Raw genomic sequence first — 26,430 nt, forward strand, 5'->3', positions numbered from 1 at the left:
ATGACCTGGTTCGTCCTCCCTAGGGTGTCTCATGACCGCCTCCGCCGTTTTTTCTCGTGCCCGCAGCGCCGCCTGGCTGCTGCTTCCCGCCATTGTCCTGGCCGGCTGTTCGCCGAAACCCGTGGCGGAGGAGCCTGTTCGCGCGGTCAAGTTCGTGACCGTGGGCACCAGCGATTTCGATGCCCAACCCGAGTTCTCGGCCGAGGTGCGCGCGCGCGTCGAGTCCCGCCTGGGCTTTCGCGTGGCGGGCAAGATCACCCGGCGCCAGGCCGAGCTCGGCCAGCGCGTGCAGGCCGGCCAAGTGCTGGCCCAGCTCGACCCGCAGGACTACAAGCTCGCCGCCGACGCCGCGCGCGCCCAGCAGGCCGCCGCGCTCACCAACCGCGACCTGGCCGCCGCCGACCTGAAGCGCTACGCCGAGCTTCGCCAGCAGAACTTCATCAGCGGCGCCGAGCTCGAGCGCCGCGAAACCACCTGGAAGGCCGCGCAGGCCCAGCTCGAACAGGCGCAGGCGCAGCTCGCCTCGCAGGGCAACCAGGCCAACTACACGACGCTGGTGGCCGACGTGGCCGGCGTCATCACCGCCATCGAGGCCGAGCCGGGCCAGGTGGTGCAGGCCGGCACGCCGGTGGTTCGCATTGCGCAGGACGGCGCGCGCGACGTGGTGTTCGCGGTACCCGAAGACCGCGCCACGCTCATCAAGACCGGCTCGCCCGTCGCCGTGCGCGGCTGGTCGGGCGGCAGCGAGCTGCAGGGCCAGGTGCGCGAAGTGGCGGCCAGCGCCGACGCGGTCACGCGCACGTACTCGGTCAAGGTGGCCATCGACGCGGCCACCTCGCCGCCGCTGGGCGCCACGGTGTATGCCCGCCCGCAGGCGCTGGCCCATGCCAGCACCGCGGTGATGAAGCTGCCGACCAGCGCGCTGCGCCAGGAAGGCAAGGGCTCGGCCGTGTGGGTGCTCGACAAGGCGAGCATGACCGTGCGATCGCAGCCGGTGCAGGTGGCCACCGCCGACGGCAATGAAGCCGTCATCGCCTCGGGCATCGCGCCCGGCATGATGGTCGTGGCGGCCGGCGTGCATGTGCTGTCGCCGGGGCAGAAGGTCACCATCTACCAGTCGAAGGAGGCGGCCGCGGCGGCCGCCAATGCCGCCGCCGTCGCCGGTGCGAAGGAGTCGGCGCAGCCCGTTTCCGCCGTTGCCGCAACGCAGAAGGAAATCGCTCCGGCCGCAGCGGGTGCCTCCAAATGAGCGGCGGCGCAGCAGACCCCCACGACAAGCCCGCCGGTTTCAACCTCTCCAAATGGGCGCTCGACCACGCGCCCCTCACGCGCTACCTGATGGTGGTGCTGATGGTGCTGGGTGCCTTCGCGTACTTCCAGCTCGGCCAGGACGAAGACCCGCCTTTCACCTTTCGCGCGATGGTCGTGCGCACCTACTGGCCCGGCGCCACGGCGCAGCAGGTGGCCGAGCAGGTCACCGACAAGCTGGAGCGCACGCTGCAGGAGGCGCCGTACGCCGACAAGATCCGCAGCTATTCGAAGCCCGGCGAGTCGCAGATCATCTTCAACATCAAGGACTCGTCGAAGTCCGCCGAGGTGGCCAACGTCTGGTACACGGTGCGCAAGAAGATCGGCGACATGCGCGCCACCTTGCCGGCCGGCGTGCAGGGCCCGTTCTTCAATGACGACTTCGGCGACGTGTACGGCGTGATCTACGCGCTGGAGAGCGAAGGCTTCAGCTACGCCGAGCTCAAGACGCTGGCCGACGACGTGCGCCAGCAGCTGCTGCGCGTGAAGGACGTGGCCAAGGTCGACCAGTTCGGCGTGCAGGACGAGAAGGTCTACATCGAGATCTCGCAGAAGCGCCTGGCGCAGCTGGGGCTCGATTTCAACGCGGTGCTCTCGCAGCTGGGCTCGCAGAACGCCATCGAGAGCGCGGGCACCATCCAGTCGCCGCAAGACGTGGTGCAGGTGCGCGTGGCGGGCCAGTTCACCAGCGTCGACCAGCTGCGCGACATGCCCATTCGCGGCAGCTCGGGCAACCAGCTGAAGCTGGGCGACATCGCGGACATTCGCCGCGGCTACGTCGACCCGCCGGCCGTGAAGGTGCACCACCAGGGCAAGGAAGTGATCGCGCTGGGCGTGTCCATGGCCAAGGGCGGCGACATCATCGCGCTGGGCAAGGCGCTGAAGGCCACCACGGCCACCATCGACCAGCGCCTGCCGGCCGGCGTGAAGCTGGCGCAGGTGCAAGACCAGCCGGTGTCGGTGGCGAGCTCGGTGAACGAGTTCGTCGGCGTGCTGATCGAGGCCGTGGCCATCGTGCTGGCGGTGAGCATCATCTCGCTCGGGCTGCACAAGGGCGGGCGCTTCGGCTGGTACATCGACGTGCGGCCGGGGCTGGTGGTGGCGATCACCATTCCGCTGGTGCTGGCCGTGACCTTCCTGGCCATGAACTACTTCGGCATCGGGCTGCACAAGATATCGCTGGGCTCGCTCATCATCGCGCTCGGCCTGCTGGTGGACGACGCGATCATCGCGGTCGAGATGATGGTGCGAAAGATGGAAGAGGGCTACGACAAGGCCCGCGCCGCCACCTACGCCTACGACGTGACAGCCAAGCCGATGCTCACGGGCACGCTCATCACGGCGGCGGGTTTCCTGCCCATCGGGCTGGCCAAGTCGGTGACGGGCGAGTACACCTTCGCGATCTTCGCGGTGACGGTGATCGCGCTGGTGCTGTCGTGGATCGTGTCGGTGTACTTCGTGCCCTACCTGGGCACGCTGCTGCTGAAGGTGAAGCCGCACGCGGCTTCGCAGGAGCCGCATGACCCGTCGGCTCCCGAGGCGCCGCCGCACGAACTCTTCGACTCGGCCTTCTACAACGCCTTTCGCCGCACGGTGAACTGGTGCGTGGCGCACCGCTGGACGACCATCGGCGCCACGGTGCTGATCTTCGCGCTGGGCATCGTGGGCATGGGCAAGGTGCAGCAGCAGTTCTTCCCGGACTCGAGCCGGCCGGAAATCCTGGTGGACATCTGGTTCCCCGAAGGCACCTCGTTCGCGGCCAACGAAGAGGTGGCAAAGCGCGTGGAGCAGCGCTTCATGCAGGAACAGGGCGTGAAGACCGTCAGCACCTGGATCGGCTCGGGCGTGCCGCGCTTCTACCTGCCGCTGGACCAGGTGTTCCCGCAGACCAACGTGTCGCAGCTCATCGTGCTGGCCAAGGACCTGAAGGTGCGCGAAACTCTGCGCCTGAAGCTGCCGCAGCTGCTGGCGCAGGAGTTCCCCGAGGTGCGTGGCCGCGTCAAGCTGCTGCCCAACGGGCCGCCGGTGGCCTACCCGGTGCAGTTCCGCGTGATCGGGCCCGACCCGGCGCTGCTGCGCGGCCATGCCGACGAGGTGAAGGCCGTGCTGCGCGACAACGCCAACATGCGCGGCGTGAACGACAACTGGAACGAGTCGGTGAAGGTCATTCGCCTGGAGATCGACCAGGCCAAGGCGCGCGCGCTGGGCGTGACCAGCCAGGCCATCGCGCAGGCGTCGAAGACGATGTTCAGCGGCACCACCGTGGGCCAGTACCGCGAGAACGACCAGCTGATCGACATCGTGCTGCGCCAGGCGCCCGACGAGCGCCAGGCCATCTCGGACATCGGCAACGCCTACATCCCGACGAGCTCGGGCCGTTCGATTCCGCTCACGCAGATCGCCAAGCCGGTGTTCACCTGGGAGCCGGGCGTGATGTGGCGCGAAAACCGCGACTACGCCATCACGGTGCAGGGCGACGTCATCGAGGGCCTGCAGGGCGCCACGGTGACGACGCAGCTGCTGCCGAAGCTGCGCGAGGTGGAAGCCGGCTGGGCCGCGGCCGGGCAGGGCGGCTACCGCATCGAGGTGGCGGGCGCGGCGGAGGAAAGCAGCAAGGGCTCGGCCTCCATCGTGGCGGGCGTGCCGATCATGCTGTTCCTGGTGTTCACCTTGCTGATGCTGCAGCTGCACAGCTTCAGCCGCTCGCTGCTGGTGTTCATCACCGGGCCGATGGGCATCGCCGGCGTGGCCGGTGCGCTGCTGCTGCTGAACCGGCCCTTCGGCTTCGTCGCGCTGCTGGGCGTGATCGCGCTGATGGGCATGATCCAGCGCAACGCGGTGATCCTGATCGACCAGATCGAGCTCGACCGCGCGGCGGGCGTGCCGGCGTGGGACGCGATCGTCGAGTCCGCCGTGCGGCGGCTGAGGCCGATCGTGCTGACCGCGGCGGCTGCCGTGCTGGCGATGATTCCGCTGTCGCGCAGCGTGTTCTGGGGCCCGATGGCGGTGGCGATCATGGGCGGGCTGATCGTGGCGACGGTGCTCACGCTGCTCGCCTTGCCGGCGATGTACGCGGCGGCGTTCCGCGTCAAGCGTGAACCGGACGAACCAAAGACGTCGCCCGCATCGCCGGCGCCGAAAGTGGCCCCGATTAGTGTTTAAAATTGAAAGCTGACCGATTTCAAGCGGATGGTCTTTGGCCCATGCAACCTCATGGCGCAAAGGGGCCGTCCGCTTTTGCATTCACCTGAAAGATTGGCATCGCGCGGGTGGCGAAATTGGTAGACGCACCAGGTTTAGGTCCTGACGTTCGCAAGAACGTGCCGGTTCGAGTCCGGCCCCGCGCACCAGCCCTCTGCTACATAGCCTGTTCTATCGCGCAGTGAAGAAGCCCCCGTTTCGAAAGAGACGGGGGCTTTTTCTTTGGCCGGTACGTGCAGCGTGCGCGGTGTTGGCGGCGCTTACCAGTCGTTGTTGTCGCTGCCGCCGCCGCTGCCCCCGTCGTCCCACGAACTCGTGTCGGTGATGCCGAAGTCGTTGTCCACGATGCGCTCGGGCTCCTGGGGCGAAGACGACGGCCACAGGCTGCGGCCCATGTCGGCGTTGCCGCTGTCGTTGATGTGGGACGCGTCGTTGCGCTCGGTGGTGTTGTTGATGCCGGTGTCGGAGCGGTCGTGCATCCAGTGGCGCACGGCCTCTTGCGCCACGATCGCGCCCACGCCCACTGCCGCGCCGGTGGCCAGCGCGGAGCCTAGGCCGCCCATGCCTGGCGCGGCCGCGGGAGGCGCTGCGGGCATCCAGCTGCCGCCGCCGGGGCCGTAGCTCGGGTAGCCGCCGGGCGTAACGGGTGCAGCGGGTGCGCCGGGTGCACCGTACGTGCCTGGTTGAGGTGCGTACGACTGCGCCGGGGCGGCGGGCGGGGCTACCCGGCGGCGGAAAGCGAGGTAGCCCACGGCCAGCAGCCCGACCAGCGCGATCGGCAGCCAGGGGATGGAGCCGGTCCTGGCTTGCGTCTGAACGGGTGCGGCTGCGGGTGTGCTGGCGCGGGTCGGCTCGGTTCGGGCGGGGGAGGCCGTGGGCCAGTCGAGCTTGGTCGTCAACCGTTCGACCGCTTCGGGCTTGGCGAACGAGAGGTCGGGCGCCAGTTCCTTGGCCTTGGCCAGCGCGCTCCGGGCGCCGTCGAGCTTGCCTTGGGCGGCAAGCAACTCCGCCTGCACGAAATGGGCCTTGGCGCTGTTGGGGTGGTCCTTCAGCACCTTGGCGATCATCGCGTCGGCGTCGGCCATCTTGCCGCCGTTCGCGGCGTCGTAGATCTGCTGGATGGTGGGATCGCCCGAGGCGGGCGCGTCGGTCTTCGCCTGTGCGAGCGAAGGCATGCCGAATGCCACGACGAGGGTGAAGGCGAGGGCGGTGAACAGTCGCTGAAGCATGAAAAATCTCCTCTGCAGTCCTGCGCGTCAGGACGGTATGGATCCACTCTAGGCGCGCAATATTGGCCAAACCTGACCGCCGCCGGCGACACGGCGAGACCCCGTGAAAACCCGCTTTTCCGCCAGATTAGAATCGCAGGTTGCCCAGTTTTGCAGGCGGCACACGTGTGCCTCCGCATAAATCCCGCCAGCGCGTGTAAGTCCTTGATCTGTATTGATAAAAAAAGATGCAGGCCCCGCGCACCAGCCCCCTTACCAGGAAGACATCATGACCGTGACCGTTGAAACTCTCGAGAAGCTCGAACGCAAGATCACGCTGACCCTGCCGGTCGGCACCATCCAGAACGAAGTCGATTCGCGCCTCAAGAAGCTCGCGCGCACCGTCAAGATGGACGGCTTCCGTCCCGGCAAGGTGCCGATGAACGTCGTGGCCCAGCGCTATGGCTACTCGGTGCACTACGAAGTCATGAACGACAAGGTCGGCGAAGCCTTCTCGCAAGCCGCCAACGAAGCCAAGCTGCGCGTGGCCGGCCAGCCCCGCATCACCGAAAAAGAAGAGTCTCCCGAAGGCGAGCTGGCGTTCGACGCGGTGTTCGAAGTGTTCCCCGAAGTCAAGATCAACGACCTGGCTGGCGCTGAAGTCGAGAAGCTCTCGGCCGAAGTGGGCGACGACGCCATCGACAAGACGCTGGACATCCTGCGCAAGCAACGCCGCACCTTCGCCCAGCGCGCGCAAGACGCCGTCGCGCAAGACGACGACCGCGTGACCGTCGACTTCGAAGGCAAGATCGACGGCGAGCCCTTCCAGGGCGGCAAGGCCGAAGACTTCCAGTTCATCGTCGGCGAAGGCCAGATGCTCAAGGAATTCGAAGACGCCGTGCGCGGCATGAAGTCGGGCGACAGCCGCACCTTCCCCCTGTCGTTCCCCGCTGACTACCATGGCAAGGACGTGGCCGGCAAGCAAGCCGACTTCCTGGTCACCGTGAAGAAGATCGAAGCCTCGCACCTGCCCGAAGTCAACGAACAGCTCGCCAAGTCGCTCGGCATCGCCGAAGCCACGGTGGAAGGCCTGCGCGCCGACATCAAGCGCAACCTCGAGCGCGAAGTGAAGTTTCGCCTGCTGGCGCGCAACAAGAACGCCGTGATGGACGCCCTGGTCGCCAACGCCGAGCTTGACCTGCCGAACGCCAGCGTGCAGTCGGAAGTCAGCCGCATGGTCGAAGGCGCCCGCGCCGAGCTGAAGCAACGCGGCATCAAGGACGCCGACAAGGCACCGATTCCCGACGAAGTGTTCCGCCCGCAAGCCGAGCGCCGCGTGCGCCTGGGCCTTGTGGTCGCCGAGCTGGTGCGTGCCAACGACCTGCAGGCCAAGCCCGAGCAGATCAAGGCCCATATCGACGAGCTGGCCGCCAGCTACGAAAAGCCGGCCGACGTGGTGCGCTGGTACTTCAGCGACAACAACCGCCTGGCCGAAGTCGAGGCCGTGGTCATCGAGAACAACGTGACCGACTTCGTCCTGGGCAAGGCCAAGGTCAACGAGAAGTCGGTGTCGTTCGACGAACTGATGGCGCAGCAGCAAGGCTGATTCTCCAAGCCGCCCGCGACGCCAATGGGGCTTGTGCTTTGCGGCACGAGCCCCATTTCACTCAGGCGTACAGTGCACAAAGCAGTGAACGATCCCATCTTCCGGAGAGAAAATTCATGATCGCAAACGAAATTCAAGGCCTCGGCATGGTTCCGATGGTCATCGAGCAATCGGGCCGCGGCGAGCGGTCTTATGACATCTACTCGCGCCTTCTCAAGGAGCGCATCATCTTCCTGGTGGGCGAGGTGAACGACCAGACGGCCAACCTCGTGGTGGCGCAGTTGCTGTTCCTCGAGAGCGAAAACCCGGACAAGGACATTTCGTTCTACATCAACTCCCCGGGCGGCAGCGTGAGCGCCGGCATGGCGATCTACGACACCATGCAGTTCATCAAGCCCGACGTGTCGACCATGTGTCTGGGCTTCGCGGCCAGCATGGGCGCCTTCCTGCTGGCGGCCGGCGAAAAGGGCAAGCGCTTCTCGCTGCCCAACTCGAAGATCATGATCCACCAGGTGCTGGGCGGCGCACGCGGCCAGGCCACCGACATCGAGATCCATGCGCGCGACATCCTGCGCACCAAGGACCAGATGAACCGCATCCTGGCCGAACGCACCGGCCAGCCGCTGGAAAAGGTCAAGTCGGACACCGAGCGCGACTACTTCCTGACCGCCGACGAAGCCAAGGACTACGGGCTGGTCGACCAGGTCGTGGCCAAGCGCGGTTAAACCCGCCCGGGTGGCCACGGGCCGCCAACGCGGTTGAGATCGCCCGGCGCCGATGGCGCCAAATGGCAAAAAACGGCGTTTTCCACACGGGAAACGCCGTTTTTCTTTCGTTATCATTGTCCACACCCTGTCACGAGGCAAAAGTCCATGGCCGAAAAAAAAGGCTCTTCCAGCGAAAAAACGCTTTATTGCTCGTTCTGCGGCAAGAGCCAGCATGAGGTCAAGAAGCTGATCGCGGGCCCTTCGGTCTTCATCTGCGACGAGTGCATCGACCTCTGCAACGAGATCATCCGCGACGAACTCCCCGCGGGCGAAGAAGCGCGCGACGCGCGCAGCGACCTCCCGACGCCGCTGGAGATCAAGACCAACCTCGACAACTACGTGATCGGCCAGGAGCCGGCCAAGCGCATGCTGTCGGTGGCGGTCTACAACCACTACAAGCGCCTGCGCCACAAGGAAAAGGCCAAAGGCGAGGACGTGGAGCTCAGCAAGAGCAACATCCTGCTGATCGGCCCCACGGGCTCGGGCAAGACGCTGCTGGCGCAAACGCTGGCGCGCATGCTCGACGTTCCCTTCGTGATGGCCGACGCCACCACGCTGACCGAAGCCGGCTACGTGGGCGAGGACGTCGAGAACATCATCCAGAAGCTGCTGCAAAGCTGCAACTACGAAGTCGAGCGCGCCCAGCGCGGCATCGTCTACATCGACGAAATCGACAAGATCTCGCGCAAGTCCGACAACCCCTCGATCACGCGCGACGTGTCGGGCGAGGGCGTTCAGCAGGCGCTGCTGAAGCTCATCGAAGGCACCATGGCCAGCGTGCCGCCCCAGGGCGGGCGCAAGCACCCGAACCAGGACTTCCTGCAGATCGACACGACCAACATCCTGTTCATCTGCGGTGGTGCGTTCGCGGGCCTCGAGAAGGTCATCGAAAACCGCACCGAGGCCTCGGGCATCGGCTTCGGCGCCGCGGTGAAGAGCAAGGCGCAACGTAGCATCACCGAGGTGTTCCGCGAAGTCGAGCCCGAAGACCTGATCAAGTTCGGCCTGATCCCCGAGCTGGTGGGCCGGATGCCGGTGGTTGCGTCGCTCGCCGAACTCAGCGAGGACGCGCTGGTCCAGATCCTGACCGAGCCCAAGAACGCCGTGGTGAAGCAGTTCACCAAGCTGCTGCAGATGGAAGGCGTGGACCTCGAGATTCGCCCCGCGGCGCTCAAGGCGATCGCTCGCAAGGCGCTGGCACGCAAGACCGGTGCACGCGGCCTGCGTTCGATCCTTGAACAGTCGCTGATCGACACCATGTTCGAATTGCCGAACGCGACCAATGTCGACAAGGTGGTGGTCGAGGAATCGACCATCGACGAAAACAAGCCCCCGCTGCTCGTGTACCGCGAAGCGGCGAAAAAGGCCTAAAGCCAAAGACGCGAAGGATCTGCATGTCTGGCCACACCCCATTGCCTCCCGAAGCACTCGACCTGCCGCTGCTGCCGCTGCGCGACGTCGTGGTGTTTCCCCACATGGTGATCCCGCTGTTCGTGGGTCGCCCCAAGAGCATCAAGGCGCTCGAACTGGCCATGGAAGCGGAGCGCCGCATCATGCTGGTGGCCCAGAAAGCCGCCGCCAAGGACGAGCCCTCGGTCGAGGACATGTTCGAGGTCGGTTGCGTCTCGACCATCCTGCAGATGCTCAAGCTGCCCGACGGCACCGTCAAGGTGCTGGTCGAAGGCCAGCAGCGCGCCCGCGTGAACCGCATCGATGACGGCGAGACCCACTTCTCGGCCAACGTGACGCCCGTGGCGGTGTCCGAAGGCGGCGAGAAGGGCACCGAGGTCGAGGCGCTGCGCCGCGCGGTGATGCAGCAGTTCGACCAGTACGTCAAGCTGAACAAGAAGATCCCGCCCGAGATCCTCACCTCGATCTCGAGCATCGACGATCCGGGCCGCCTGGCGGACACCATCGCCGCGCACCTGCCGCTCAAGCTCGACAACAAGCAGGCCGTGCTCGACCTCGACGACGTCAAGGCGCGCCTGGAAAACCTGTTCGGCCAGCTCGAGCGCGAAGTCGACATCCTGAACGTCGACAAGAAGATCCGTGGCCGCGTGAAGCGCCAGATGGAAAAGAACCAGCGCGACTTCTATTTGAACGAGCAGGTCAAGGCCATCCAGAAGGAGCTCGGCGAAGGCGAAGAGGGCGCGGACATCGAGGAGATCGAGAAGAAGATCAAGCTCGCCAAGATGTCCAAGGAAGGCCTGAAGAAGGCCGAGGGCGAGCTGAAGAAGCTCAAGCTCATGTCGCCCATGTCGGCCGAAGCGACCGTGGTGCGCAACTACATCGACGTGCTGATTGCGCTGCCCTGGAGCAAGAAGACCAAGATCAAGCACGACCTGGCCAATGCCGAAGCCGTGCTCAACGCCGACCACTACGGCCTCGAGAAGGTCAAGGACCGCATCCTTGAATATCTCGCGGTGCAGCAACGCGTCGACAAGGTGAAGGCACCCATCCTGTGCCTTGTGGGCCCGCCGGGTGTCGGCAAGACCTCGCTGGGGCAGTCGATCGCCAAGGCGACCGGCCGCAAGTACACCCGCATGGCGCTGGGCGGCATGCGCGACGAAGCCGAAATTCGCGGCCACCGCCGCACCTACATCGGCGCGCTGCCGGGCAAGGTGCTGCAGGGGCTGAGCAAGATCGGCACGCGCAACCCGCTGTTCCTGCTCGACGAAATCGACAAGCTGGGCACGGACTTCCGTGGCGATCCTTCGAGCGCGCTGCTCGAAGTGCTCGACCCCGAGCAGAACCACACCTTCGGCGACCACTACGTGGAAGTCGACTTCGACCTGAGCGACGTCATGTTCGTCGCCACCTCGAATTCGATGAACATCCCGCCGGCGCTGCTGGACCGCATGGAAGTCATTCGCCTCTCGGGCTACACCGAGGACGAGAAGACCAACATCGCGATCAAGTACCTGCTGCCCAAGCAGATGACGAACAACGGCGTCAAGCAAGAAGAGCTGCTCGTCACCGAAGAGGCCGTGCGCGACATCGTGCGTTACTACACGCGTGAAGCCGGCGTGCGTTCGCTGGAGCGCGAACTCTCGAAGATCTGCCGCAAGGTGGTGAAGGGCCTGTTGCTCAAGCAACTGAAACCGAAGGTGACCGTCGACGGTGCCAACCTCAACGAGTTCCTGGGCGTGCGCAAGTACAGCTTCGGCCTCGCGGAAAAGCAGAACCAGGTCGGCCAGGTGGTCGGTCTGGCGTGGACGGAAGTTGGCGGCGACCTGCTGACGATCGAGGCGGTCACCATGCCCGGCAAGGGCGTGATCAGCCGCACCGGTTCGCTGGGCGACGTGATGAAGGAATCGGTCGAGGCCGCGCGCACGGTTGTGCGCAGCCGCTCGCGCCGCCTGGGCATCAAGGACGAGGTGTTCGAGAAGCGTGACATCCACATCCACGTGCCCGACGGCGCCACGCCCAAGGACGGCCCGAGCGCGGGCGCGGCGATGACGACGGCCTTCGTGTCGGCGCTCACGGGCATTCCCGTGCGCAGCGACGTCGCGATGACCGGCGAAATCACGCTGCGCGGCGAGGTGACGGCCATCGGCGGGCTGAAGGAAAAGCTGCTGGCCGCACTGCGCGGCGGCATCAAGACCGTGCTGATCCCGGAAGAGAACGCCAAGGACCTGCAGGACATTCCCGAGAACGTGAAGAACGGCCTCGAGATCGTGCCGGTGAAGTGGATCGACAAGGTGCTCGAGATTGCGCTCGAGAAGATGCCTGTGCCGCTGTCCGACGAAGAAGTGGCCGCATCGGCCGCTGCCGTGGCCGAGCTGGCCAAGCAGCGGGCGGGGGCTCCCGCTTCCGAAGGCTCGGTGAAGCACTGATCGATAGAGAAAGTTTGAGAAGCCTCGAAATATTGGTATATAATTCGAGGCTCGAAACGCGGGAATAGCTCAGTTGGTAGAGCGCAACCTTGCCAAGGTTGAGGTCGAGAGTTCGAGACTCTTTTCCCGCTCCAGTTTTGAAAAAGGGAAGCGCCAGCTTCCCTTTTTTTCGCTAGTTCGATTTCGTATTTCTGCGTGGCGCGATAGCAAAGCGGTTATGCAACGGATTGCAAATCCGTGTAGCCCGGTTCGACTCCGGGTCGCGCCTCCACCAATTCTCCTGTTAAATCAACAGGTTACATGCCTCGGACACTCCGGGGCATTTTTGTTTCCGGCCTCGTTTCAGCTCGTTTTTGGTTCGTTGCTACCCAAAATTAGTTGATCTGCTACCCGCCGACGGACTGTTTTATCCGTCAAAGCCAGTACGATCCGCGCTTCTACTGGAGCCCGATGTGTCCTCTGTCCAGAAGCGCGGCAACAAGTTTCAGCTGCGCGTAAAGCACCACCTCCTCGAGAAGCCGTTCTTTCACACCTTCGATGACGAGGCGGAGGCGAACAACTACGCCAAGACCCTCGACGCTTGGCTAGAGCGCGGCGTGGTGCCGATCGAGCTGCTCGAGGCGACGCAAGGGCCTGGGCCGACGTCGCCGCTGCTGCTCGAAGTCATGCGCAACTACGAGAACGACCCGAATACGCGCGTGGCGCCGACGGAGAGGCCAACGCTCACGCTGCTGGCCAGCGAGTTGCCAGGCGTGCGCATGTCGGGCATCACATTCCAACGGGTCAACCAGCTGATCGAGGGCTACAAGACCCGAGAGAAGAAGATGGCGCCAGGAACGATCAGGAAGCGCGTGGGCGCGCTTTCCAAGGTGGTCGCGTGGTACCACCGCTCCACGACCAAAGAAGGCCAGCAGCCGCCCGTGAACGTGGTGACGCTGCTGCCCCGCGGGTACAGTCAGTACGCTGACGGGTCCGTTCGAGACATTGCACGCGACGTGCGCATGTCGGCAGACGACGAGACTGCGGTGCGTGCGGCCCTCGCCGGCGTGAAGCGGCCCGACAAGGAACGCCCTTGGGGCGACGATTCGGCCTTCGACCTGCTGTTCTCGCTGATCATCGATACGGGGCTGCGACTTCGTGAGGCGTACCGACTGCGCGTCGACCAGCTGGACGTTGCCCGCGGGCTGCTGAGGATCGAAGGCAGCAAGGGGCACCACGGCGCAGCGAAGCCACGCGCGGTCCCCCTGAAGCGCGAGCTGCGCGCGAAGCTTGTCGAATGGTGCGACGGGCGAACGGGGCTGATTTTCCCGTTCTGGGACGGTACGCCGGCGGACTTGGCCACGTGCACGTCGCGTCTGTCGGCACGCTTCAGATCCTTGTTCGCCTACGCAATGGTGCCGAACTTCACAGAGCACGACCTACGCCACGAGGCGTGCTGCCGCTGGATGACGCTAAAGGGTGATCGCGGCTGGATCTTCAATGAGATTGAGATCTGCAAGATCATGGGTTGGACCGACACCAAGATGATGCTGCGCTACGCCTCGTTGCGAGGCGAGGACCTTGCGGACCGCCTGCTCTAGTTGGGCAGTGGCGGCAGTGCGGGCGGGCCGCGTCGCTTGGTGTTCTGTTTGATGATTCCCTGCGGCCGAGTGGTCTCGGGCCTGGCCAGCGCCATCTCGTTGAGCCGCTGCATCAGCGCCTGGCGGGGGAACAGCCAACTGCGACCAATCTTCACCGCGGGCAGCTCGTGGTTGCGGGCTTTCTCCTCGACCGTCGACGGCTCGCAATCAAGCAGCTGCGCGACTTGGTCTTTGTTGAGGATGTCTTCGCTCATAGCAGGCTTCCTTGCTGGCCTTCGGCCCGGGCGACCAGGTCAATGGCGATCTTCATCACGCGCAAGTATTCCGCCGACGGTCGCTTGTCGACCTCTTGGCCTGGACGGTACTGCCGCCAGATCTCTCGCTGCTGCGTCATCGGCACCATAGCCCAGTGCTTGCCGCACATCAGGAACTTCGGAGGCACGGCCTTGTTGCAGCCTTCGGCGTGGCAGGTATGGGTCATGCTGGCCGCTCCGCGTCTTCGCGCCGGCAGGAACTCGGATTCCAGCCGTGAGGCGACCATTCGACATAGCAGTCGTACCGCTCGAAGGTGCGGCCATCCTGCAGCACTACGCACCAGCGGCCGCTGCCGCCTGGTCGCGCCGGCGGCACGAAGAACTTGTCGACCTGTACACCGCTGATGAGTTCGCCAACGTTGCGGACGCCGCCGGTGGACGTACGGGTCCATTTGTCGGCGATCGCGCTCCATGGGGTGCCTTGCGTCATGCCATTGCTCCCTGCGCCTGGTCGACTTCCACATGCGCGCCGATCTGCTGCAGCTGCAGCTCGTGCAATTCGATTGCGGTCGAGATCACATCGAGCTCGAGCAGGTGCAGCGGCGTGGCGTTCCACACGCCGGCATCCATCGCCCGCCGGCCGATCTCCTGCAGGGCGATGGCGGCGCTGTGCAGATGCTCCCCCAGGCCGCGCACGATGCCACGGCGTTCCAGGCTTTGCGCGACCACGATCGCCCGCGCGACCGTCGACCACTCGTGCTCTGTGGCCACGCCTTCGCGAAGAGAGCGGGCGGCGTCCTGCAGCAGGTCGACGGCCGTGGGGCGCGTCGCGTTGTTCCTAGCCAGCGAGATCGGATTGAGCGAGGTCCGGCGCGGTCGGCGGGCAGTGCGGCTATGGCTCATTGCTTCTCCCAGTAGCCGCAGCGTTCGCGCGCGAAGGGGGACGAGCCGGCACAGACACAGCCACCCTCGCGTTTGCAGTGACCGCCGTCGCTGACTTGTTTTGCGAGAGCATCCATCGCGTACTGCAGCAGCTGCTTGCTGTTGTAAAGGTCGTTCCCCTGGATGCGCAGGGCAGGAATCGGCAGATCAGGCAGCTGGGTGCTCATGGCGCTGCTCCCTTCGGAAACGGCCAAGCGGACTGTGGGTGGAGACCCCGCGCGGCAAGTGCCGCGCCTTCCTCTTCATCTGCGCCGCGAGGCGCCTGGTCCTTGTCCCCGTCTTCCGCGCGCAGCGCGCCTGTATCTGCAGCTTGGGCTGCTCGAGCTGGCTTCTTCGCGACAGCCGTGCTCGCGCGTAGCCTCTGCGCCGCAGGCGGGGAGGTCGATTTTTTTGCATTTGCGGCTTCATCGGCCGGAGGCGTGGCCAGCTCCCCGCTGATGATGGCTCCCACGTTCACGCCGAGGTGCTTTGCAGCGACGAAAAGAGATTCGGGCTTGTTCCCCCACACGTGCACCTGATCAATCAGCACGCAGTCGATCAGCAGCTTGCGAAGGTCCGCATCTGCCATCGATCCGATTCGCTTCGCGAGGCCGTCGCTGTTCTTCGCCTGGTACAGGTCGCACAAAGTCCCGCGCGACCGGTACTCGACGCCCTCCAATGCCAAACGCGCAACGCGCTGAAGGAACCATGTGTCGAGCGCTACGCCGGTGGACGCGGCACGTACCTGCTCGAGGATGCGGAGGTGCAATCCGTGCTGCGCTGTGCGCGTCACTTCCTCCTTTTTGTGGGCTTCGTGTCGCGCCTTTTGCTGCTCTTCCCAACTGGCCTGCTTCGGCGTTTCCTTGACTTTCACGCCGGCGGCCTTGAGGTCCTCGCGCTTGACGGCCTCCACCGTCTTGCCGGTGCGCGGGTCTTGGATCGTTACAACGGCAATGTTTACCGCGGCGGCCTTTGCGCCCTTCTGCTTGACCTTTGCGGCTTCACCGAGCGCGTCCTTCACATCCTTCAGGGCAATGAATGCCCCCTTCAAGTTGCCCTGCGCATCGATCGCGGCACGTGCCTTGTTGCCTGCGACGACCGTCTTCCCCTTCGCCTCGAGCGCATCCTGCTCGCGCTTGAGGTGGGCGGTCTTCTTCGCCGCGTAGCAGTCGATGTCCGTGCACACGTTTTCACCGCTGGGCGTGCCGTCGCCGTAGCCGTAGTGGTTCCTCTCCGTGCGGATGAAGTCGCTGTAAAGCTCTGGGGAGGCGCCGCTGCGCTTCGGGCACGTGGTGCACGCGCCAGCCAGCGGCACCAGCTCAGCGTCGTCGAGCGCCCACTTCGCATCCTTGAGGGCTGTCGCGAACTTGCCGGCCAGATCTTCACGGATGCGACGGAACGAGCGCTTCTCACCGTAGCCGCTTTCGTGCTCGAGCGCGAGTTCGAGCGCCTTCGCCTGGTGCTTCTCGCCGTCGACGCGCGCGATGAGCGTGGCCACCACCGCGGTGATCTTGCCTTCGCGGTAAGCCTTGGCGCCGGCCGGACCCAGCGTGGCCAGCTTGAGCCGGTTGTATACGTGTGTGCGGCTCTTGCCGATCTGCGTGGCGAGTTCGTCCTTGGTGACCTTGTGCTCAGCGATGTAGGCCGCGAAGCCCTTGGCCTCGTCGATCGCATCCAGATCCTCCCGATGCAGGTTCTCGATCTGCTGCAGCTGTGCACTCAGCTTATCGGGGAGCGGGCGCACCATGGCCGGTATCTGGCCCAAGCCAGCGCGTTGCGCTGCCCGAAAGCGACGATGCCCGAAAATGATCTCGTAATGGGTGATGACGCCTGGGTCGAGCGGCATGGTGATGGGGCGCACGAGGATGGGCTGCATGACCCCTACCGCGCGGATCGAGGCAACAAGCTCTTCTTCGCTCTCCGCAGGGAATTCCGTGCGCGGGTTGAAGGGCGAGGGCTGAATCTCCCGTACGTTGAGCAGCGCAATGTTGCTCGACTCCGCGGTGTGGATGCCCTCGCCGCGTGGGCCCTCGACGATGACGACCAGGTCGTCGGGATGCAGCACCAGCGGGGAACCTTCGCAGTCCACCACGAGGCTGCCGGTGGGGTTCCGGCTGAGCACCGTTCCCTCTTTGCCGGCCTGCAGGTGCGGATCGCCGATGCGGTCCAGCAGCTCGCCGTTGATGCGGACGCGTTTGCCGATCCAGTCGACCTTTGCTTTCGTTGCCATGGGATTCCTTTCACGCCGCGCCGGTGGGGCGCGTGGGTTCGGTCAGAGGAGGGAAGGGGAGGGCGAGCGCGACGCGAGAGATCCGCGCGCGCAGCTGCAGGAGCTCGACGTAGGCCTGCCATGCGCGCGCCTCAGCCTCGCGCAGGCTGAGCTCGTGCAGCGCCTCCTGCAGTTCGGGAGAGGCCTCGCCGCCGGCATCCTTCACCGGGAGGGCGTCGACTAGGCGCGCGCTGGCGTCGAGCGGGGGCGACACGGCTGTTTCGGGTTCGCTGGCCAGCACCGCGCGGTCTGGATCGAAGCCGGGCAACGCCAGCGCCGCGCGACGGCCGATGACCGCCCGCATCAGAGCCTTCTTCTCAACCGCTGTTTTGAAGATCGGGTGAAAGCACGATTGGTCGACGCCGAGGTTTCGCTGGGCCCAGTCGGGGGTCAGATAGCTGTGCGGCGGCATGCCGCGCAGCGCCTCCAGCGCGCGGGAGGGCGCGCTGCCCTCGCGAGGGCGATAGTCGGGGAAGCGCTGAACTGGCGGTGCGGGCTTCGCGACCTGGCGCTTGGCAACCGGCTTGATCGGCTCGGGCTGCGTGATTGCATGCTCGGCGTCGGAGATGACCACTGGAGCGCGCGCCGTGAAGCATCGCACCGGCGCGACCGCGACATATTCGGTAGCGGTCGCCATGGGGGCATTGGGCATGCACTGGCGACCGTTGACCAGGCTCGGCAGCTTCATCGCGTCGTACGCGCCAGGGCGACTGGATCGGGTTGCGAGTTCCGCGCCGGTATAGACGCCTGCCATGACGCTCGGCGCGCCGAGCGGGCGGGCGCTTGGAATGCGTGCCGTGGTGTACCGCTCGCTCACGGCCTGCCCCCGCTGAAGATCGACCGCCCGAGATTCGCCAGGTCTTGCAGCAAGCGCTGTCCATCGCACGTGCGCCGATATACCCACATGCTGGCCACGATGCCGAACGGGCCGCCAGCAAGATAGGCGGCAACCTCCATGCCACTGGCGTTCGGTGCGAGCTTGAACAGCACCAGGTTGCAGGCGCCGATGGCCATGCTGTTGACGAAGGCGCCGGCGAAGTGGCCGTTGTTCACGAGCTGGCTTTGCAGCCCGAGCGCGAACACCAGGCCGAAGGTGCTGAGGAGCAGGTAGAGCGCGCTCATTTCGGCATGCCTGCTACTGCCTCGGTACCACGCACGCGATGGATGCGGTCGATGTCGACGCCATCAGTGGGCGTGCGGTCAATCTTGTCGCGGCCGAGAGCGCGTCGCGCGCGCTCTCGCACTTCGCGGGGCACCGCGTGAGCGAAGCCCTCGACGTCGAGCAGATCCAACGCCAGCGCAATCGTCGGGACGTCTTGGGCGCTGTAGAGCACCTCAGCGCCACGCTTGAACGATGTGCCGAGCAGCTCCATGCCAAGCGCCTGGGCCGGCGTGACGCCTTTGCCGACAACTGGGGGAGCGGCGTCAGTGCGAACACTGACGTGCCCGCCCTCACAGTCGATGATGGTGATCGTGATGTTGGCCAACGGTGGCTTTCGGTGATTTGGTGAAAGGCCACGGCCTGGACGGCGGCTGGATCTCGTGCGCCATCAGGTCGTGGTGAACGGCGCCGTGCAGACGTTTGCACCGCGCTTTTGAGGCTTACGGGATCGGCGCGGGGAGTAACTCGGCAAGGGCGATGGCAACGAGCACCACCGCGACGGTCGCGATCGCAACCATCGTGAACAGGCCTTTTGCGACTTCGACCATCAGCTCGAACGGCGAGCTGCTAGCTGGCTCTCTATCCGGATCGAGGCGATAGAGCGTGCGAGTTGCACGCGTCAGTTCATCGTGTCGGCGCACCAGCGCGTCGACGTCCTCTTGCGGCAGATCGGGGCGCATCAGCACCACCTCCAGGCGGCACCGGCAATGCGCTGCAGCAGCGGGCGTGGCGCGGCCGTGCGGCGGTCCAGCAGCGCCTCTTGAACAAGCTCGGCATCGGCGCTGAAAGTGGGCATGCGCGGCGGGAGCGCGCTGCCTATAAGCAGACCCCTGCAGGTACGAAGCGTGCGGCCGCGAACAGGCACAGGCGGCGTGTAGCCGGTGGGCAGGGCGCGCGTGTTCATGAGGCGCTCCCTGTGTCCTGGCCGGCCCGGATCTCGCTGGGGGGCGCGGGCCGCTCCTGCATCGCCTGGACCGAGCCGCCCTCGACCAGCTGCTGCATGTGCACGAACATGACCGAGGCCGCTGTCTTGAACGCCTCGAAGCTGTCAGGCCAGCGCTCGGCGACATCCCGCGACATGGTCGCGAGCAGCTTGGCGCCGGTCATGGTGCCCACCTCGGCGAACCATGCTCCGATCGTGCTGCCCTCGGCCCGGATGGCAAGCCGGTACTGCGAGCTGCGGCTCACGAGGTACCCCCTTTGACCGCTGCGATGATGCGATCGCACTCGGCCTGGGTGGTCTTGCTAACGATCACGCCGGCCTGACAGAGGTCCTTGAACCGCTTGACTACCGCGAGCATGTGCTCGGCCTCGAGCGCGAGCGTGTTGCGCCGCCGAATCTGCGCGAGCTGGGTGTCGTGAGCCGGGATGAGCGATCCCACCCACTCTGCGCTCGAGGGGCCGGCCTCGATCGCAGCCCGAGCCGTAGGGCTGAGCGCGTCCAGGGAGACGTTCACCAGCGTGGGCTGGCGATCATAGGGAAGGCGCATCCGCACTACGGCAGTCTTCTGACCGGCGAAGGGTTGCTCGACGATGGCGTCCAGCAATTCGTCGCGGTACTCTTGGAGCTTGCTCATGCTGCACCTCGCGCGTGCTCAAGCTGCCAGTCGCCGGTAGGGCCTTCGCCGCGCACGATGCCGACGCGGCGGCCGAAAGTCAGGCTGTAGCGGGTGTCACGGTGCTGGAGGATGCGGGCTGCTCGCAGCATGCCGGCGGCGGCGCGGCGGCTGATCGGGCGCGTGCCGTTGGTAGTGCTCAGGCGCAGGACGGGCTTCATGCCGCGCTCCCGATTGCTGGCTTGAAGCCGGGGCCGGCCATCCCGCCGCAGCTCTCCATCCAATCGCTGAACCCTTCGACCAAAACGTTCTCTGCGTCGCGCTGCGCGCTGATCAGGAAGAGTTTGGTGGGCAGATCGGCGTTGCGCTTGTACGCGTCGGTGATAAGTCGATCAGCGGCGCGGTGACCTGCCAGCCTCCGCAGGAACCATGCGCGATTGAATTCCGCCGACGTTACTCGCCCGCCGCTGCTATGCGGCGTTTCCGGCAGGTCCGGATAGGGCGCCTTCACCTCACGGCGGCGGCTGTTGATCGGCCTTGGCGTACGTGGCCGATTGGCTGGCGGCGGCCGGCGCAGGCTCGGTAGGGTCGTCAGCGGCACCGGGCGGGGCTGCTGGTTGCCGGGTACCGCCGGCGCGGGTTGGGTTCTGGGCATTTCGGCCTCCGTCTTGATGACGGGGCTGATTATGCAAATGTGCCTAGATTAAGTCAAAGCAAAAATGCATAACTTAGTCAGGGCACCGATTCAGGCAGTGCGAATCGTAGAAAGCTAGCCTCCTTTGGAATTGGAGGATTTTGGCCGTTGCTCGTTTCCCGGCTCCCCGAGCAGCCGCTCAATCCGGTCCGCCGCGAGCGGCGCATCGCTGGGGTCATTGGCCATGTCGGCCAGGAGAGAGCCGACAGCCTTGCGTGCGGGTAGGTCGTAGGCGCTGAGCGCGGCGCCCAACTGGACCACAAGCTCGCGCACCGTGAGCGGGCGGGGCGCGGTCCGAATTGATACCGGGGCGGAAGATGCGGCACGGTCCACGCTGGACGAAGGCGCGGCTCCAAGGAAGCCGCGTGCTTGCCCGACGGTCTCAGCTGCTTCGTCATCGAGGAAGGCTTCGACCCTGACGCCGTAGTGCCGAGCGACCGGCTCGAGCGTCGACCAACGGGGATTCCGCGTGCGGCCGTCGAGAAATCGCTGGAGCTGCGATTGCAGGCTTCTGTTTTTCAGGCTGTCAGCCAGAGAGTTCGGGTTGTCGCCCGCCTCTTCCATCAGTGCCCTCAAAAGTTGCCTGCCGTCCATGAATCGACTATGCAACATTGAGTAATGTGAAATTGCGTTGGCTGTTACGCAAACATGCATAATCTCGCCCATGAGCAAGACGGTAGAAATCATTAAGCGGCTGCGAAGCCGCGGCCTCTCGCAGTCCGAAATCTCTCGCCGCACCGGGGTCGCGCAAACGCGGCTCTCGCGATGGGAGGGCGGTGCGGTAGCTGCAGCTGCAGATGACGTCCTGAAGCTGCAAGACCTGGCCCAGGCGCTTGACGCCACGGACCGGGCCGCCGTTCAAGGGGAGGGTGGATAGCTTGAGCGGCTGCTCGGCGCGAGGGCGCCGGGCGGACTTGTTTTTGAGATTGCATCGCATGACTGCAGTCTCTTTTTTTCGCCTGTTTTTGACATGGCAACACATGGCAATTTGAAATGTCATCCATTGCGCACCCCAATCTGACCGTCACTTTCGACCCTGCTCTGCCCGAGCAGTTCTCAAGCTTGCGGGCCTATATAGCCTTCCGCGTTCAGGAGCAACGACTCAACGCCGCGAACCTGGCCGGCAAGATGGACCTGAGCCCGTCGACCTTGTCGCGGAAGCTCAACCAGAACGAGGGTGACACCCAGCGCTTCAACTGCGACGACCTAGAGGCGTACATCAAAGAGACCAAGGACATCGGCTCAGTGATGGCCTACCTAGCCTCGAAGTTTGTTGAGACGCCTGAAGCACGCAAGGACCGCGCGCTCGGCCGGGTTGAGGCAGCATCGGCGGCATTCGAGGCAGCGGTAGCGGCGTTCAGGGCGGCGCAATGAGACCGGCCGGGGAAGTACGCCAGGCACTGTTCGACGCAGCCCTGGCGCTGACGACTCCTGACCGCTCGCCGACCATGCTCGAGCTCGCGCTGCATGCGCAAGTGGGCTACGTCGCGGCGCGCAAGACGGTCGACAACATGCGGCGCGCTGGTGTACTGGTGCCGATCCGTGAGCGCAAGGTCGACTATCGAAACCGCCCGGTCGCGGAGTACTGCCCGCGAAAACGGCTGCAACAGGTGAGCGGCACGAAGTGCCCGCTTCGTGAAGCGGTCGCGACTTGGTCTGTTTCGATCGTTTGATGTCTCGCGCACCACTACCACCGATCAATTTCCGGGCGTTGGGCGATGCGCTTCTGTCGCAGGCCAAGGACCTGGTGCCGCAGTGGATTCGCGGCGGCCTCGTGCGTGGCAGCGAGTACATCTGTGGTTCTCTCTCAGGCGGGGAGGGTGACAGCTGCGCGATCAACCTCACGACCGGGCGTTGGGCCGACTTCGCCGGCTCTGATGAGGATCGAGGCAACGACCTAGTCGGCCTCTACGCCGCGATTCACGGGATAACGATGGCCGAGGCCGCCATACAACTGGCCGACGAGCACGATCTGCACGACGTGGCAGGCATTGTGAAACGACCGAGGGAAGGAGCGCCGCGCGCGCCGCGACCACCGCCCCCGCCACCTCCGCCGCCAGCGCCTGCGCAGCGAGAGAAGGAGCAGTGGGAGACGCGCATGCCCGCGCCGGCAGACGCGCCACCCGCAACGTTCTGGCACTACAGCCGGAAAAAAGAAGACATCCTGCACACCGCGATGTACTGGGTCGATGGGCAGCTGTTCGGCTACGTGGTCCGGTTCAGAACCAGTGATGGCGGCAAGGTCGCGATTCCGTACACCTGGGCTGCGAGTCTGCGCGATGGCTCAATGACCTGGAAGTGGCGCGGCTGGGACGACACACGCCCGCTCTTTTATCCAGGCGGCGCGCATCCGGGCGGTCGGACGGTCATCGTCGTCGAGGGTGAAGTTAAGGCCGAGGTCCTGCAGACGCTGCTCGATGCGCGAGCACCCGGCGTTTACTGCGTGGTGGGCTGGCCGGGTGGATGCAACGGCTGGAAGAAAGCGCATTGGGAATGGCTTGCGGGCAGCACGGTGTTGCTGTGGCCAGACTGCGACTCCAAGCGCGAAAAGGCTGCACAGGCGGTGCAGAAGTCCGTGGTGGCCCAAGCCATGGAGCAGCTCGAGCAGATCGGCGGGGAGATCGCAGACAGCGACCGCGCGCGCGTGCGTGAGACCGCGCTGCAGCTCCTGGCCAATTCGATGCCATACCTGCCGGCGAAGAAGCAGCCTGGCATGGCGGCGATGCTTGGTATCGGCACACTGTTGAGCGATGCTCATGGCTGCACTGTGTCGATGTTGCCCATTCCCGGGCCTGGCGAGCTGCCTGACGGTTGGGACTGTCACGACGCCATCGACACGGACGGCTGGGACTATGACCGCGTGCTCACGTTCTTCGGCCAGGCTCAGCCCCTGCAGGCCGAAGTGCACGCGGCCGGACCCGCAGCTGCGCCGCCTGACGCGAGCGGGGCCGCAGCTGAAGGTGGTGGTGGCGGATCGGACGATGGCGCGCGTAAAAGCCCCGCTGGCGCTGAGGACGGGGATAACGGCGAATTGCCGTGGTGGCTGAAGCCCTACTGGGACCCCGAGAAGGGCAGGTGGCTGGTTTCGCGCAAGCTGGTGATCGCGGCGCTGTTGAACGACGAGGCGCTAAAGGGTGTGCTCGGCCTCAACCAGCTGAGCAACAACATCGACGCGCGGCGGCCGTGGCCGTGGTCGCACGCGAAGGCGGGACCAATCACGGGCGCCGTCGACCTGCTTCTGGGCCGCTATCTCAGCAAGACATACGGCCTGCCCAGCATCAACCGGGCGGCATTGATGGAAGCCATCGAGACCGTGGCTCACGAGAACCCGTTCCACCCCGTGCAGGAGTACCTCACGGGACTGCCCGAGCCGGATCCCGTCGCGAAGCCGCTGATCGACAAATGGCTCGTGTACGTGATTGGCGAAACGCCGGAGACGCTCAAGCCGGAGGTGTTCGAGTACCTGTGCCTTGTCGGCCGATATTGGCTGCTCGGCATGGTGAATCGCATCATGGAGCCGGGCTGTAAATTCGACTATTGCCCGGTGCTGGAAGGTCCAGGCGGCATGCGCAAGTCGACGATGGTGGAGACGCTCGCGAGCTCGGCCTACTTCAGCGACACGCATTTCGACGTGAGCCGCGGCAAGGAAGGCCAGGAACAGGTGCAGGGCCTATGGCTCTACGAGATTGCCGAGCTGGCGAACTTCGGCAAGTCCGAGATCAACATCATCAAGGCCTTCATCTCGGCCAAGGTCGACCGGTACCGGCCGAGTTACGGGCGCGTCGTCGAGGCCTATGCGCGACAGTGCGTGCTGGCCGGCACGACGAACGAACGCACCTACCTGCGGGACCGCACTGGCAACCGGCGATTCTGGCCGGTGCCTGTGCGGCACGTTATCGACATCGAGTGGCTTTTGCGCAATCGCGACCGGCTCTTTTCTGAGGCGTTCGCGCTCTACCTGCAGGCCGAGCCATTCACGCCCGCGATCGCGGTGGAGGAACGGCTGTTCTTCCCGATGCAGGAGAGCCGCCTGGTTGAAACGGCCGTTCTCAGTGAACTGCTGCACGTCCTGACCAGGCCGCCCATGCAGACAGGCATTGGCGCGATCGTCAACGAGCTCACGACCTTCGTCACGATCTCGCAGTTGACGGCCGCCCTCGGTGTCGATGCAGCCAAAAGCAATGCTTCGCTCGAAGGCCAGATTCGCAGCTGGATGGAACACGAGGGCTGGGAGCGCTGCAAGAAGCAGCAGAACGGCGTTCGTGCGTGGGGCTACGAGAGGCCGAAGGATTGGCCGCCCTACGAACCAGAGGACGGGGCAGCAGTGCCTCCTCCGCCGCCGCCGGCACCGAAGCCGGCGGCCCATGAATATGGAGACGCCGACGATGCGCCGTTCTGACCAACAGGTCACGGCGCAACAAACGCGCCGGATCGCAAACACCGCCAGACGCAAGATTGGCAGCGGTGTGCCCGAAGGGCTGGGGGCCAAGCGCCCTCACTGCGGTGCGGTAGCGGGGAAGTCGACGCACGCGCCTATGACCTGAGTGTCCAACTGTCCACGGTGGCCAGGGTTTCGCATAGAGCCCTATGGCTTGCTTCTTCCTCCGAATTGGGGGTTGCAGCCGCTGCATTGTCCATCGCGATATTCGCAAAGCGGGCGCCCCCACACAGAGGCGTGCAGACGTGTGCACTCGCGCGCGCACAGCCCCTCGATCTCACGTATTTCTTCTATAGAGAGGTTTGGACACATGGACACCATGACTTCAGATCAAGCGATGACCGTCGCCGAAGTGAACGCTCGGCTCACGTTCATCAAGGACCGCATGCCGAAGACCTACGAGGCCATCCAGGCGAAGGCGAAAGAAATGGGTAGCGGGGCATTCGGCCTCGTCCGTCGCGGCATTCGGGGGGAACCGAACTGCTTCTATGCGTGTGAGCGTGATTTCAAGGTCGGCACATACTGGACCGTCCAGGTCGCGCCCGATATCGCCCGCCTGGTCGAGCTGTACGGCATGAGCTTCGTGTGCATGTGGGCCGAGCCGAAGGAGACCAATGGCGCGGATTGAATGGGTCAAGACGCGGCTCAACAATTGGGCGCTTTGGCGCTGCCAGATGGCTGGCAATGGCCTGGGTTTCTCGGCGCAAGCGTCGTTCCTCAACGATGCGCCAGGGTCGGAGCGGGAGGCGAAGATTCCCATCGACGAGATCGAGGCGTCCGTCACGCACGAGGGCATCGAGTCGCTGAAGGATTCTCGGCCGCATGTCTACCAGGTGCTGTACTGCATGTATCCGTTCGGGCTCGGCGTCAGTGGGACGTGCCAACGACTGGAGTGCGAGCGCGCCAACGTCTATGCGCTGCTCGATGTCGCAGACCGGCTGCTCGCCGCATGGTTCGCAGAGCGTGGTGAGCGGCAGCAGGCCGCGCGCGACACGATAAAGAAGAGTTTTACGACATAGACACTTCTGATAGATTTCAGGCACTCTGTGTGACAGTCATCTGATCACATCCAACGAAACCCGCCCTCGGCAACGACGGCGGGTTTTTGCATTTCCGATCACTGGGAGGGTCCGCTGCCGCAGCATTGCTGACGGCTGCGGCTAAGCGGGCAGGGCCGGCCTGCCTGGTGATCTCTGCTCATTCTTCTACCCCTATGCCAACCGCTGCACCGCGTCCTTGCACTAAGCCAGGTTGTCGCGCCCTGGTCACCGATGGTTCGGGTCGGTGCGAGAAACATCCGCGTGCTGCATGGCGCCAGGCCCGCACGCCGACGAAGCGCATCACCGGTCGCCGCCTGCAGGCCATGCGCGCCGCGCTGTTCCAGCGTCAGCCTTTGTGTGAGGTGTGCGAAAGGCTCGGCCTGGTCACGGTGGCCACCATCCGCGACCACCGCACGCCGCTGGCTGAAGGCGGTGCAGACGACGCCACAAACGAGCAGGCCATCTGTGCACCATGCCACGAGGGCAAGTCGCTTGGCGAGGCGCTGAGGGGACGCCTGCGGGGCCGCTGAGGGGGTGGCAGGGGTGCACCAAGGTGGTGCGGGGGGTGGGCAAAAGTCTGCAGCCCTGGC

The 26,430-nt window shown here is 65.1% G+C and carries 31 protein-coding genes and 3 tRNA genes; 17 read left to right on the top strand and 17 right to left on the bottom strand.

Annotated features, from left to right (window positions below; translation table 11 throughout):
* Positions 1-31: 31 nt before the first annotated feature.
* From AB6807_RS03405 to AB6807_RS03415, 3 genes are all read left to right on the top strand, one after another.
* Positions 32-1,249, top strand: a complete 1,218-nt coding sequence (locus AB6807_RS03405) for an efflux RND transporter periplasmic adaptor subunit (RefSeq protein WP_371083490.1) — start codon at positions 32-34, stop codon at positions 1,247-1,249.
* Positions 1,246-4,470, top strand: a complete 3,225-nt coding sequence (locus tag AB6807_RS03410; protein WP_371083491.1) for an efflux RND transporter permease subunit — start codon at positions 1,246-1,248, stop codon at positions 4,468-4,470. The genes AB6807_RS03405 and AB6807_RS03410 overlap by 4 nt, the downstream gene beginning before the upstream one ends.
* A 101-nt stretch (positions 4,471-4,571) precedes the next feature.
* A tRNA-Leu gene (locus AB6807_RS03415) sits at positions 4,572-4,658 on the top strand.
* A gap of 111 nt (positions 4,659-4,769) precedes the next feature.
* Here AB6807_RS03415 and AB6807_RS03420 read toward each other — a convergent pair.
* A complete protein-coding gene (locus tag AB6807_RS03420) occupies positions 4,770-5,738 on the bottom strand; it encodes a hypothetical protein (protein WP_371083492.1) in 969 nt (322 codons plus the stop codon).
* Positions 5,739-6,006: 268 nt separating this feature from the next.
* Here AB6807_RS03420 and tig point away from each other — a divergent pair, with 268 nt between their 5' ends.
* The 7 genes from tig to AB6807_RS03455 all read left to right on the top strand — a co-directional run bounded on the left by tig (position 6,007) and on the right by AB6807_RS03455 (position 13,506).
* Entirely contained in the window at positions 6,007-7,323 is a 1,317-nt protein-coding gene (gene tig, locus AB6807_RS03425) for a trigger factor (protein ID WP_116908827.1), read from the top strand.
* Positions 7,324-7,439: 116 nt separating this feature from the next.
* A complete protein-coding gene (gene clpP / locus AB6807_RS03430; RefSeq protein ID WP_093129806.1) occupies positions 7,440-8,048 on the top strand; it encodes an ATP-dependent Clp endopeptidase proteolytic subunit ClpP in 609 nt (202 codons plus the stop codon).
* Positions 8,049-8,195: 147 nt separating this feature from the next.
* Positions 8,196-9,461 (top strand): ATP-dependent Clp protease ATP-binding subunit ClpX, encoded by a 1,266-nt coding sequence (gene clpX / locus AB6807_RS03435; RefSeq protein ID WP_093129807.1) that lies wholly within the window; start codon positions 8,196-8,198, stop codon positions 9,459-9,461.
* Positions 9,462-9,484: 23 nt separating this feature from the next.
* On the top strand, positions 9,485-11,926 hold the full coding sequence (gene lon, locus AB6807_RS03440) for an endopeptidase La (RefSeq protein ID WP_371083493.1): 2,442 nt from the start codon (positions 9,485-9,487) through the stop codon (positions 11,924-11,926).
* A 58-nt stretch (positions 11,927-11,984) separates the two neighbouring features.
* Positions 11,985-12,060: transfer RNA gene (locus AB6807_RS03445), tRNA-Gly, on the top strand.
* 63 nt (positions 12,061-12,123) lie between these two features.
* Positions 12,124-12,197: transfer RNA gene (locus AB6807_RS03450), tRNA-Cys, on the top strand.
* A 181-nt stretch (positions 12,198-12,378) separates the two neighbouring features.
* Entirely contained in the window at positions 12,379-13,506 is a 1,128-nt protein-coding gene (locus AB6807_RS03455) for a site-specific integrase (protein ID WP_371083494.1), read from the top strand.
* Here the strand turns inward: AB6807_RS03455 and AB6807_RS03460 are convergent.
* The 16 genes from AB6807_RS03460 to AB6807_RS03535 form a co-directional block, all read right to left on the bottom strand.
* Positions 13,503-13,760, bottom strand: coding sequence for a helix-turn-helix domain-containing protein (locus AB6807_RS03460; RefSeq protein WP_371083495.1), 258 nt, complete (start codon positions 13,758-13,760; stop codon positions 13,503-13,505). The two genes, AB6807_RS03455 and AB6807_RS03460, sit on opposite strands and share 4 nt — an antisense overlap.
* On the bottom strand, positions 13,757-13,987 hold the full coding sequence (locus AB6807_RS03465; RefSeq protein WP_371083496.1) for a hypothetical protein: 231 nt from the start codon (positions 13,985-13,987) through the stop codon (positions 13,757-13,759). The genes AB6807_RS03460 and AB6807_RS03465 overlap by 4 nt, the downstream gene beginning before the upstream one ends.
* A complete protein-coding gene (locus AB6807_RS03470) occupies positions 13,984-14,250 on the bottom strand; it encodes a hypothetical protein (protein ID WP_371083497.1) in 267 nt (88 codons plus the stop codon). Before AB6807_RS03470 ends, AB6807_RS03465 begins: the two co-directional genes overlap by 4 nt.
* Entirely contained in the window at positions 14,247-14,663 is a 417-nt protein-coding gene (locus AB6807_RS03475) for a hypothetical protein (RefSeq protein WP_371083498.1), read from the bottom strand. Before AB6807_RS03475 ends, AB6807_RS03470 begins: the two co-directional genes overlap by 4 nt.
* Complete coding sequence (locus AB6807_RS03480) at positions 14,660-14,869, bottom strand: hypothetical protein (RefSeq protein ID WP_371083499.1); 210 nt, start codon at positions 14,867-14,869, stop codon at positions 14,660-14,662. Before AB6807_RS03480 ends, AB6807_RS03475 begins: the two co-directional genes overlap by 4 nt.
* A complete protein-coding gene (locus AB6807_RS03485) occupies positions 14,866-16,911 on the bottom strand; it encodes a ParB/RepB/Spo0J family partition protein (protein ID WP_371083500.1) in 2,046 nt (681 codons plus the stop codon). The genes AB6807_RS03480 and AB6807_RS03485 overlap by 4 nt, the downstream gene beginning before the upstream one ends.
* 10 nt (positions 16,912-16,921) lie before the next feature.
* Positions 16,922-17,638 (bottom strand): hypothetical protein, encoded by a 717-nt coding sequence (locus AB6807_RS03490; protein WP_371083501.1) that lies wholly within the window; start codon positions 17,636-17,638, stop codon positions 16,922-16,924.
* Positions 17,639-17,763: 125 nt separating this feature from the next.
* Positions 17,764-18,072: a hypothetical protein gene (locus tag AB6807_RS03495; protein WP_371083502.1), complete on the bottom strand. Its 309-nt coding sequence runs from the start codon at positions 18,070-18,072 to the stop codon at positions 17,764-17,766.
* A complete protein-coding gene (locus AB6807_RS03500) occupies positions 18,069-18,437 on the bottom strand; it encodes a hypothetical protein (protein ID WP_371083503.1) in 369 nt (122 codons plus the stop codon). The genes AB6807_RS03495 and AB6807_RS03500 overlap by 4 nt, the downstream gene beginning before the upstream one ends.
* 115 nt (positions 18,438-18,552) lie before the next feature.
* The gene (locus tag AB6807_RS03505; protein ID WP_371083504.1) at positions 18,553-18,792 is read right to left on the bottom strand and encodes a hypothetical protein; all 240 of its coding nucleotides are present in this window, start codon (positions 18,790-18,792) and stop codon (positions 18,553-18,555) included.
* A complete protein-coding gene (locus AB6807_RS03510) occupies positions 18,792-19,016 on the bottom strand; it encodes a hypothetical protein (protein ID WP_371083505.1) in 225 nt (74 codons plus the stop codon). Before AB6807_RS03510 ends, AB6807_RS03505 begins: the two co-directional genes overlap by 1 nt.
* Positions 19,013-19,300 carry a hypothetical protein gene (locus AB6807_RS03515; protein ID WP_371083506.1) on the bottom strand — a complete coding sequence of 96 codons (288 nt, stop codon included), beginning with the start codon at positions 19,298-19,300 and terminating at the stop codon, positions 19,013-19,015. The genes AB6807_RS03510 and AB6807_RS03515 overlap by 4 nt, the downstream gene beginning before the upstream one ends.
* Complete coding sequence (locus tag AB6807_RS03520) at positions 19,297-19,689, bottom strand: hypothetical protein (RefSeq protein WP_371083507.1); 393 nt, start codon at positions 19,687-19,689, stop codon at positions 19,297-19,299. The genes AB6807_RS03515 and AB6807_RS03520 overlap by 4 nt, the downstream gene beginning before the upstream one ends.
* On the bottom strand, positions 19,686-19,889 hold the full coding sequence (locus AB6807_RS03525) for a hypothetical protein (protein WP_371083508.1): 204 nt from the start codon (positions 19,887-19,889) through the stop codon (positions 19,686-19,688). The genes AB6807_RS03520 and AB6807_RS03525 overlap by 4 nt, the downstream gene beginning before the upstream one ends.
* Positions 19,886-20,323 carry a hypothetical protein gene (locus AB6807_RS03530; protein ID WP_371083509.1) on the bottom strand — a complete coding sequence of 146 codons (438 nt, stop codon included), beginning with the start codon at positions 20,321-20,323 and terminating at the stop codon, positions 19,886-19,888. The genes AB6807_RS03525 and AB6807_RS03530 overlap by 4 nt, the downstream gene beginning before the upstream one ends.
* A gap of 114 nt (positions 20,324-20,437) precedes the next feature.
* Positions 20,438-21,049, bottom strand: a complete 612-nt coding sequence (locus tag AB6807_RS03535; protein ID WP_371084165.1) for a hypothetical protein — start codon at positions 21,047-21,049, stop codon at positions 20,438-20,440.
* On the opposite strand from AB6807_RS03535, the gene AB6807_RS03540 reads away from it, so the two are divergent.
* The 7 genes from AB6807_RS03540 (at position 21,027) to AB6807_RS03570 (ending at position 26,370) form a co-directional block, all read left to right on the top strand.
* Complete coding sequence (locus AB6807_RS03540) at positions 21,027-21,239, top strand: helix-turn-helix domain-containing protein (RefSeq protein ID WP_371083510.1); 213 nt, start codon at positions 21,027-21,029, stop codon at positions 21,237-21,239. The two genes, AB6807_RS03535 and AB6807_RS03540, sit on opposite strands and share 23 nt — an antisense overlap.
* Before the next feature lie 116 nt (positions 21,240-21,355).
* The gene (locus AB6807_RS03545) at positions 21,356-21,736 is read left to right on the top strand and encodes a hypothetical protein (RefSeq protein ID WP_371083511.1); all 381 of its coding nucleotides are present in this window, start codon (positions 21,356-21,358) and stop codon (positions 21,734-21,736) included.
* Between the two features lie 74 nt (positions 21,737-21,810).
* Positions 21,811-22,035, top strand: coding sequence for a hypothetical protein (locus AB6807_RS03550; RefSeq protein ID WP_371083512.1), 225 nt, complete (start codon positions 21,811-21,813; stop codon positions 22,033-22,035).
* On the top strand, positions 22,035-24,761 hold the full coding sequence (locus AB6807_RS03555) for a VapE domain-containing protein (protein WP_371083513.1): 2,727 nt from the start codon (positions 22,035-22,037) through the stop codon (positions 24,759-24,761). Before AB6807_RS03550 ends, AB6807_RS03555 begins: the two co-directional genes overlap by 1 nt.
* A 349-nt stretch (positions 24,762-25,110) precedes the next feature.
* Positions 25,111-25,428: a hypothetical protein gene (locus AB6807_RS03560; protein ID WP_371083514.1), complete on the top strand. Its 318-nt coding sequence runs from the start codon at positions 25,111-25,113 to the stop codon at positions 25,426-25,428.
* Positions 25,415-25,819, top strand: a complete 405-nt coding sequence (locus tag AB6807_RS03565) for a hypothetical protein (protein WP_371083515.1) — start codon at positions 25,415-25,417, stop codon at positions 25,817-25,819. The genes AB6807_RS03560 and AB6807_RS03565 overlap by 14 nt, the downstream gene beginning before the upstream one ends.
* A gap of 344 nt (positions 25,820-26,163) precedes the next feature.
* The gene (locus AB6807_RS03570; RefSeq protein WP_371083516.1) at positions 26,164-26,370 is read left to right on the top strand and encodes an HNH endonuclease; all 207 of its coding nucleotides are present in this window, start codon (positions 26,164-26,166) and stop codon (positions 26,368-26,370) included.
* Positions 26,371-26,430: the final 60 nt, after the last annotated feature.

This window comes from Variovorax sp. RCC_210, from assembly GCF_041355175.1.
Classification (GTDB): Bacteria; Pseudomonadota; Gammaproteobacteria; order Burkholderiales; family Burkholderiaceae_C; genus Variovorax.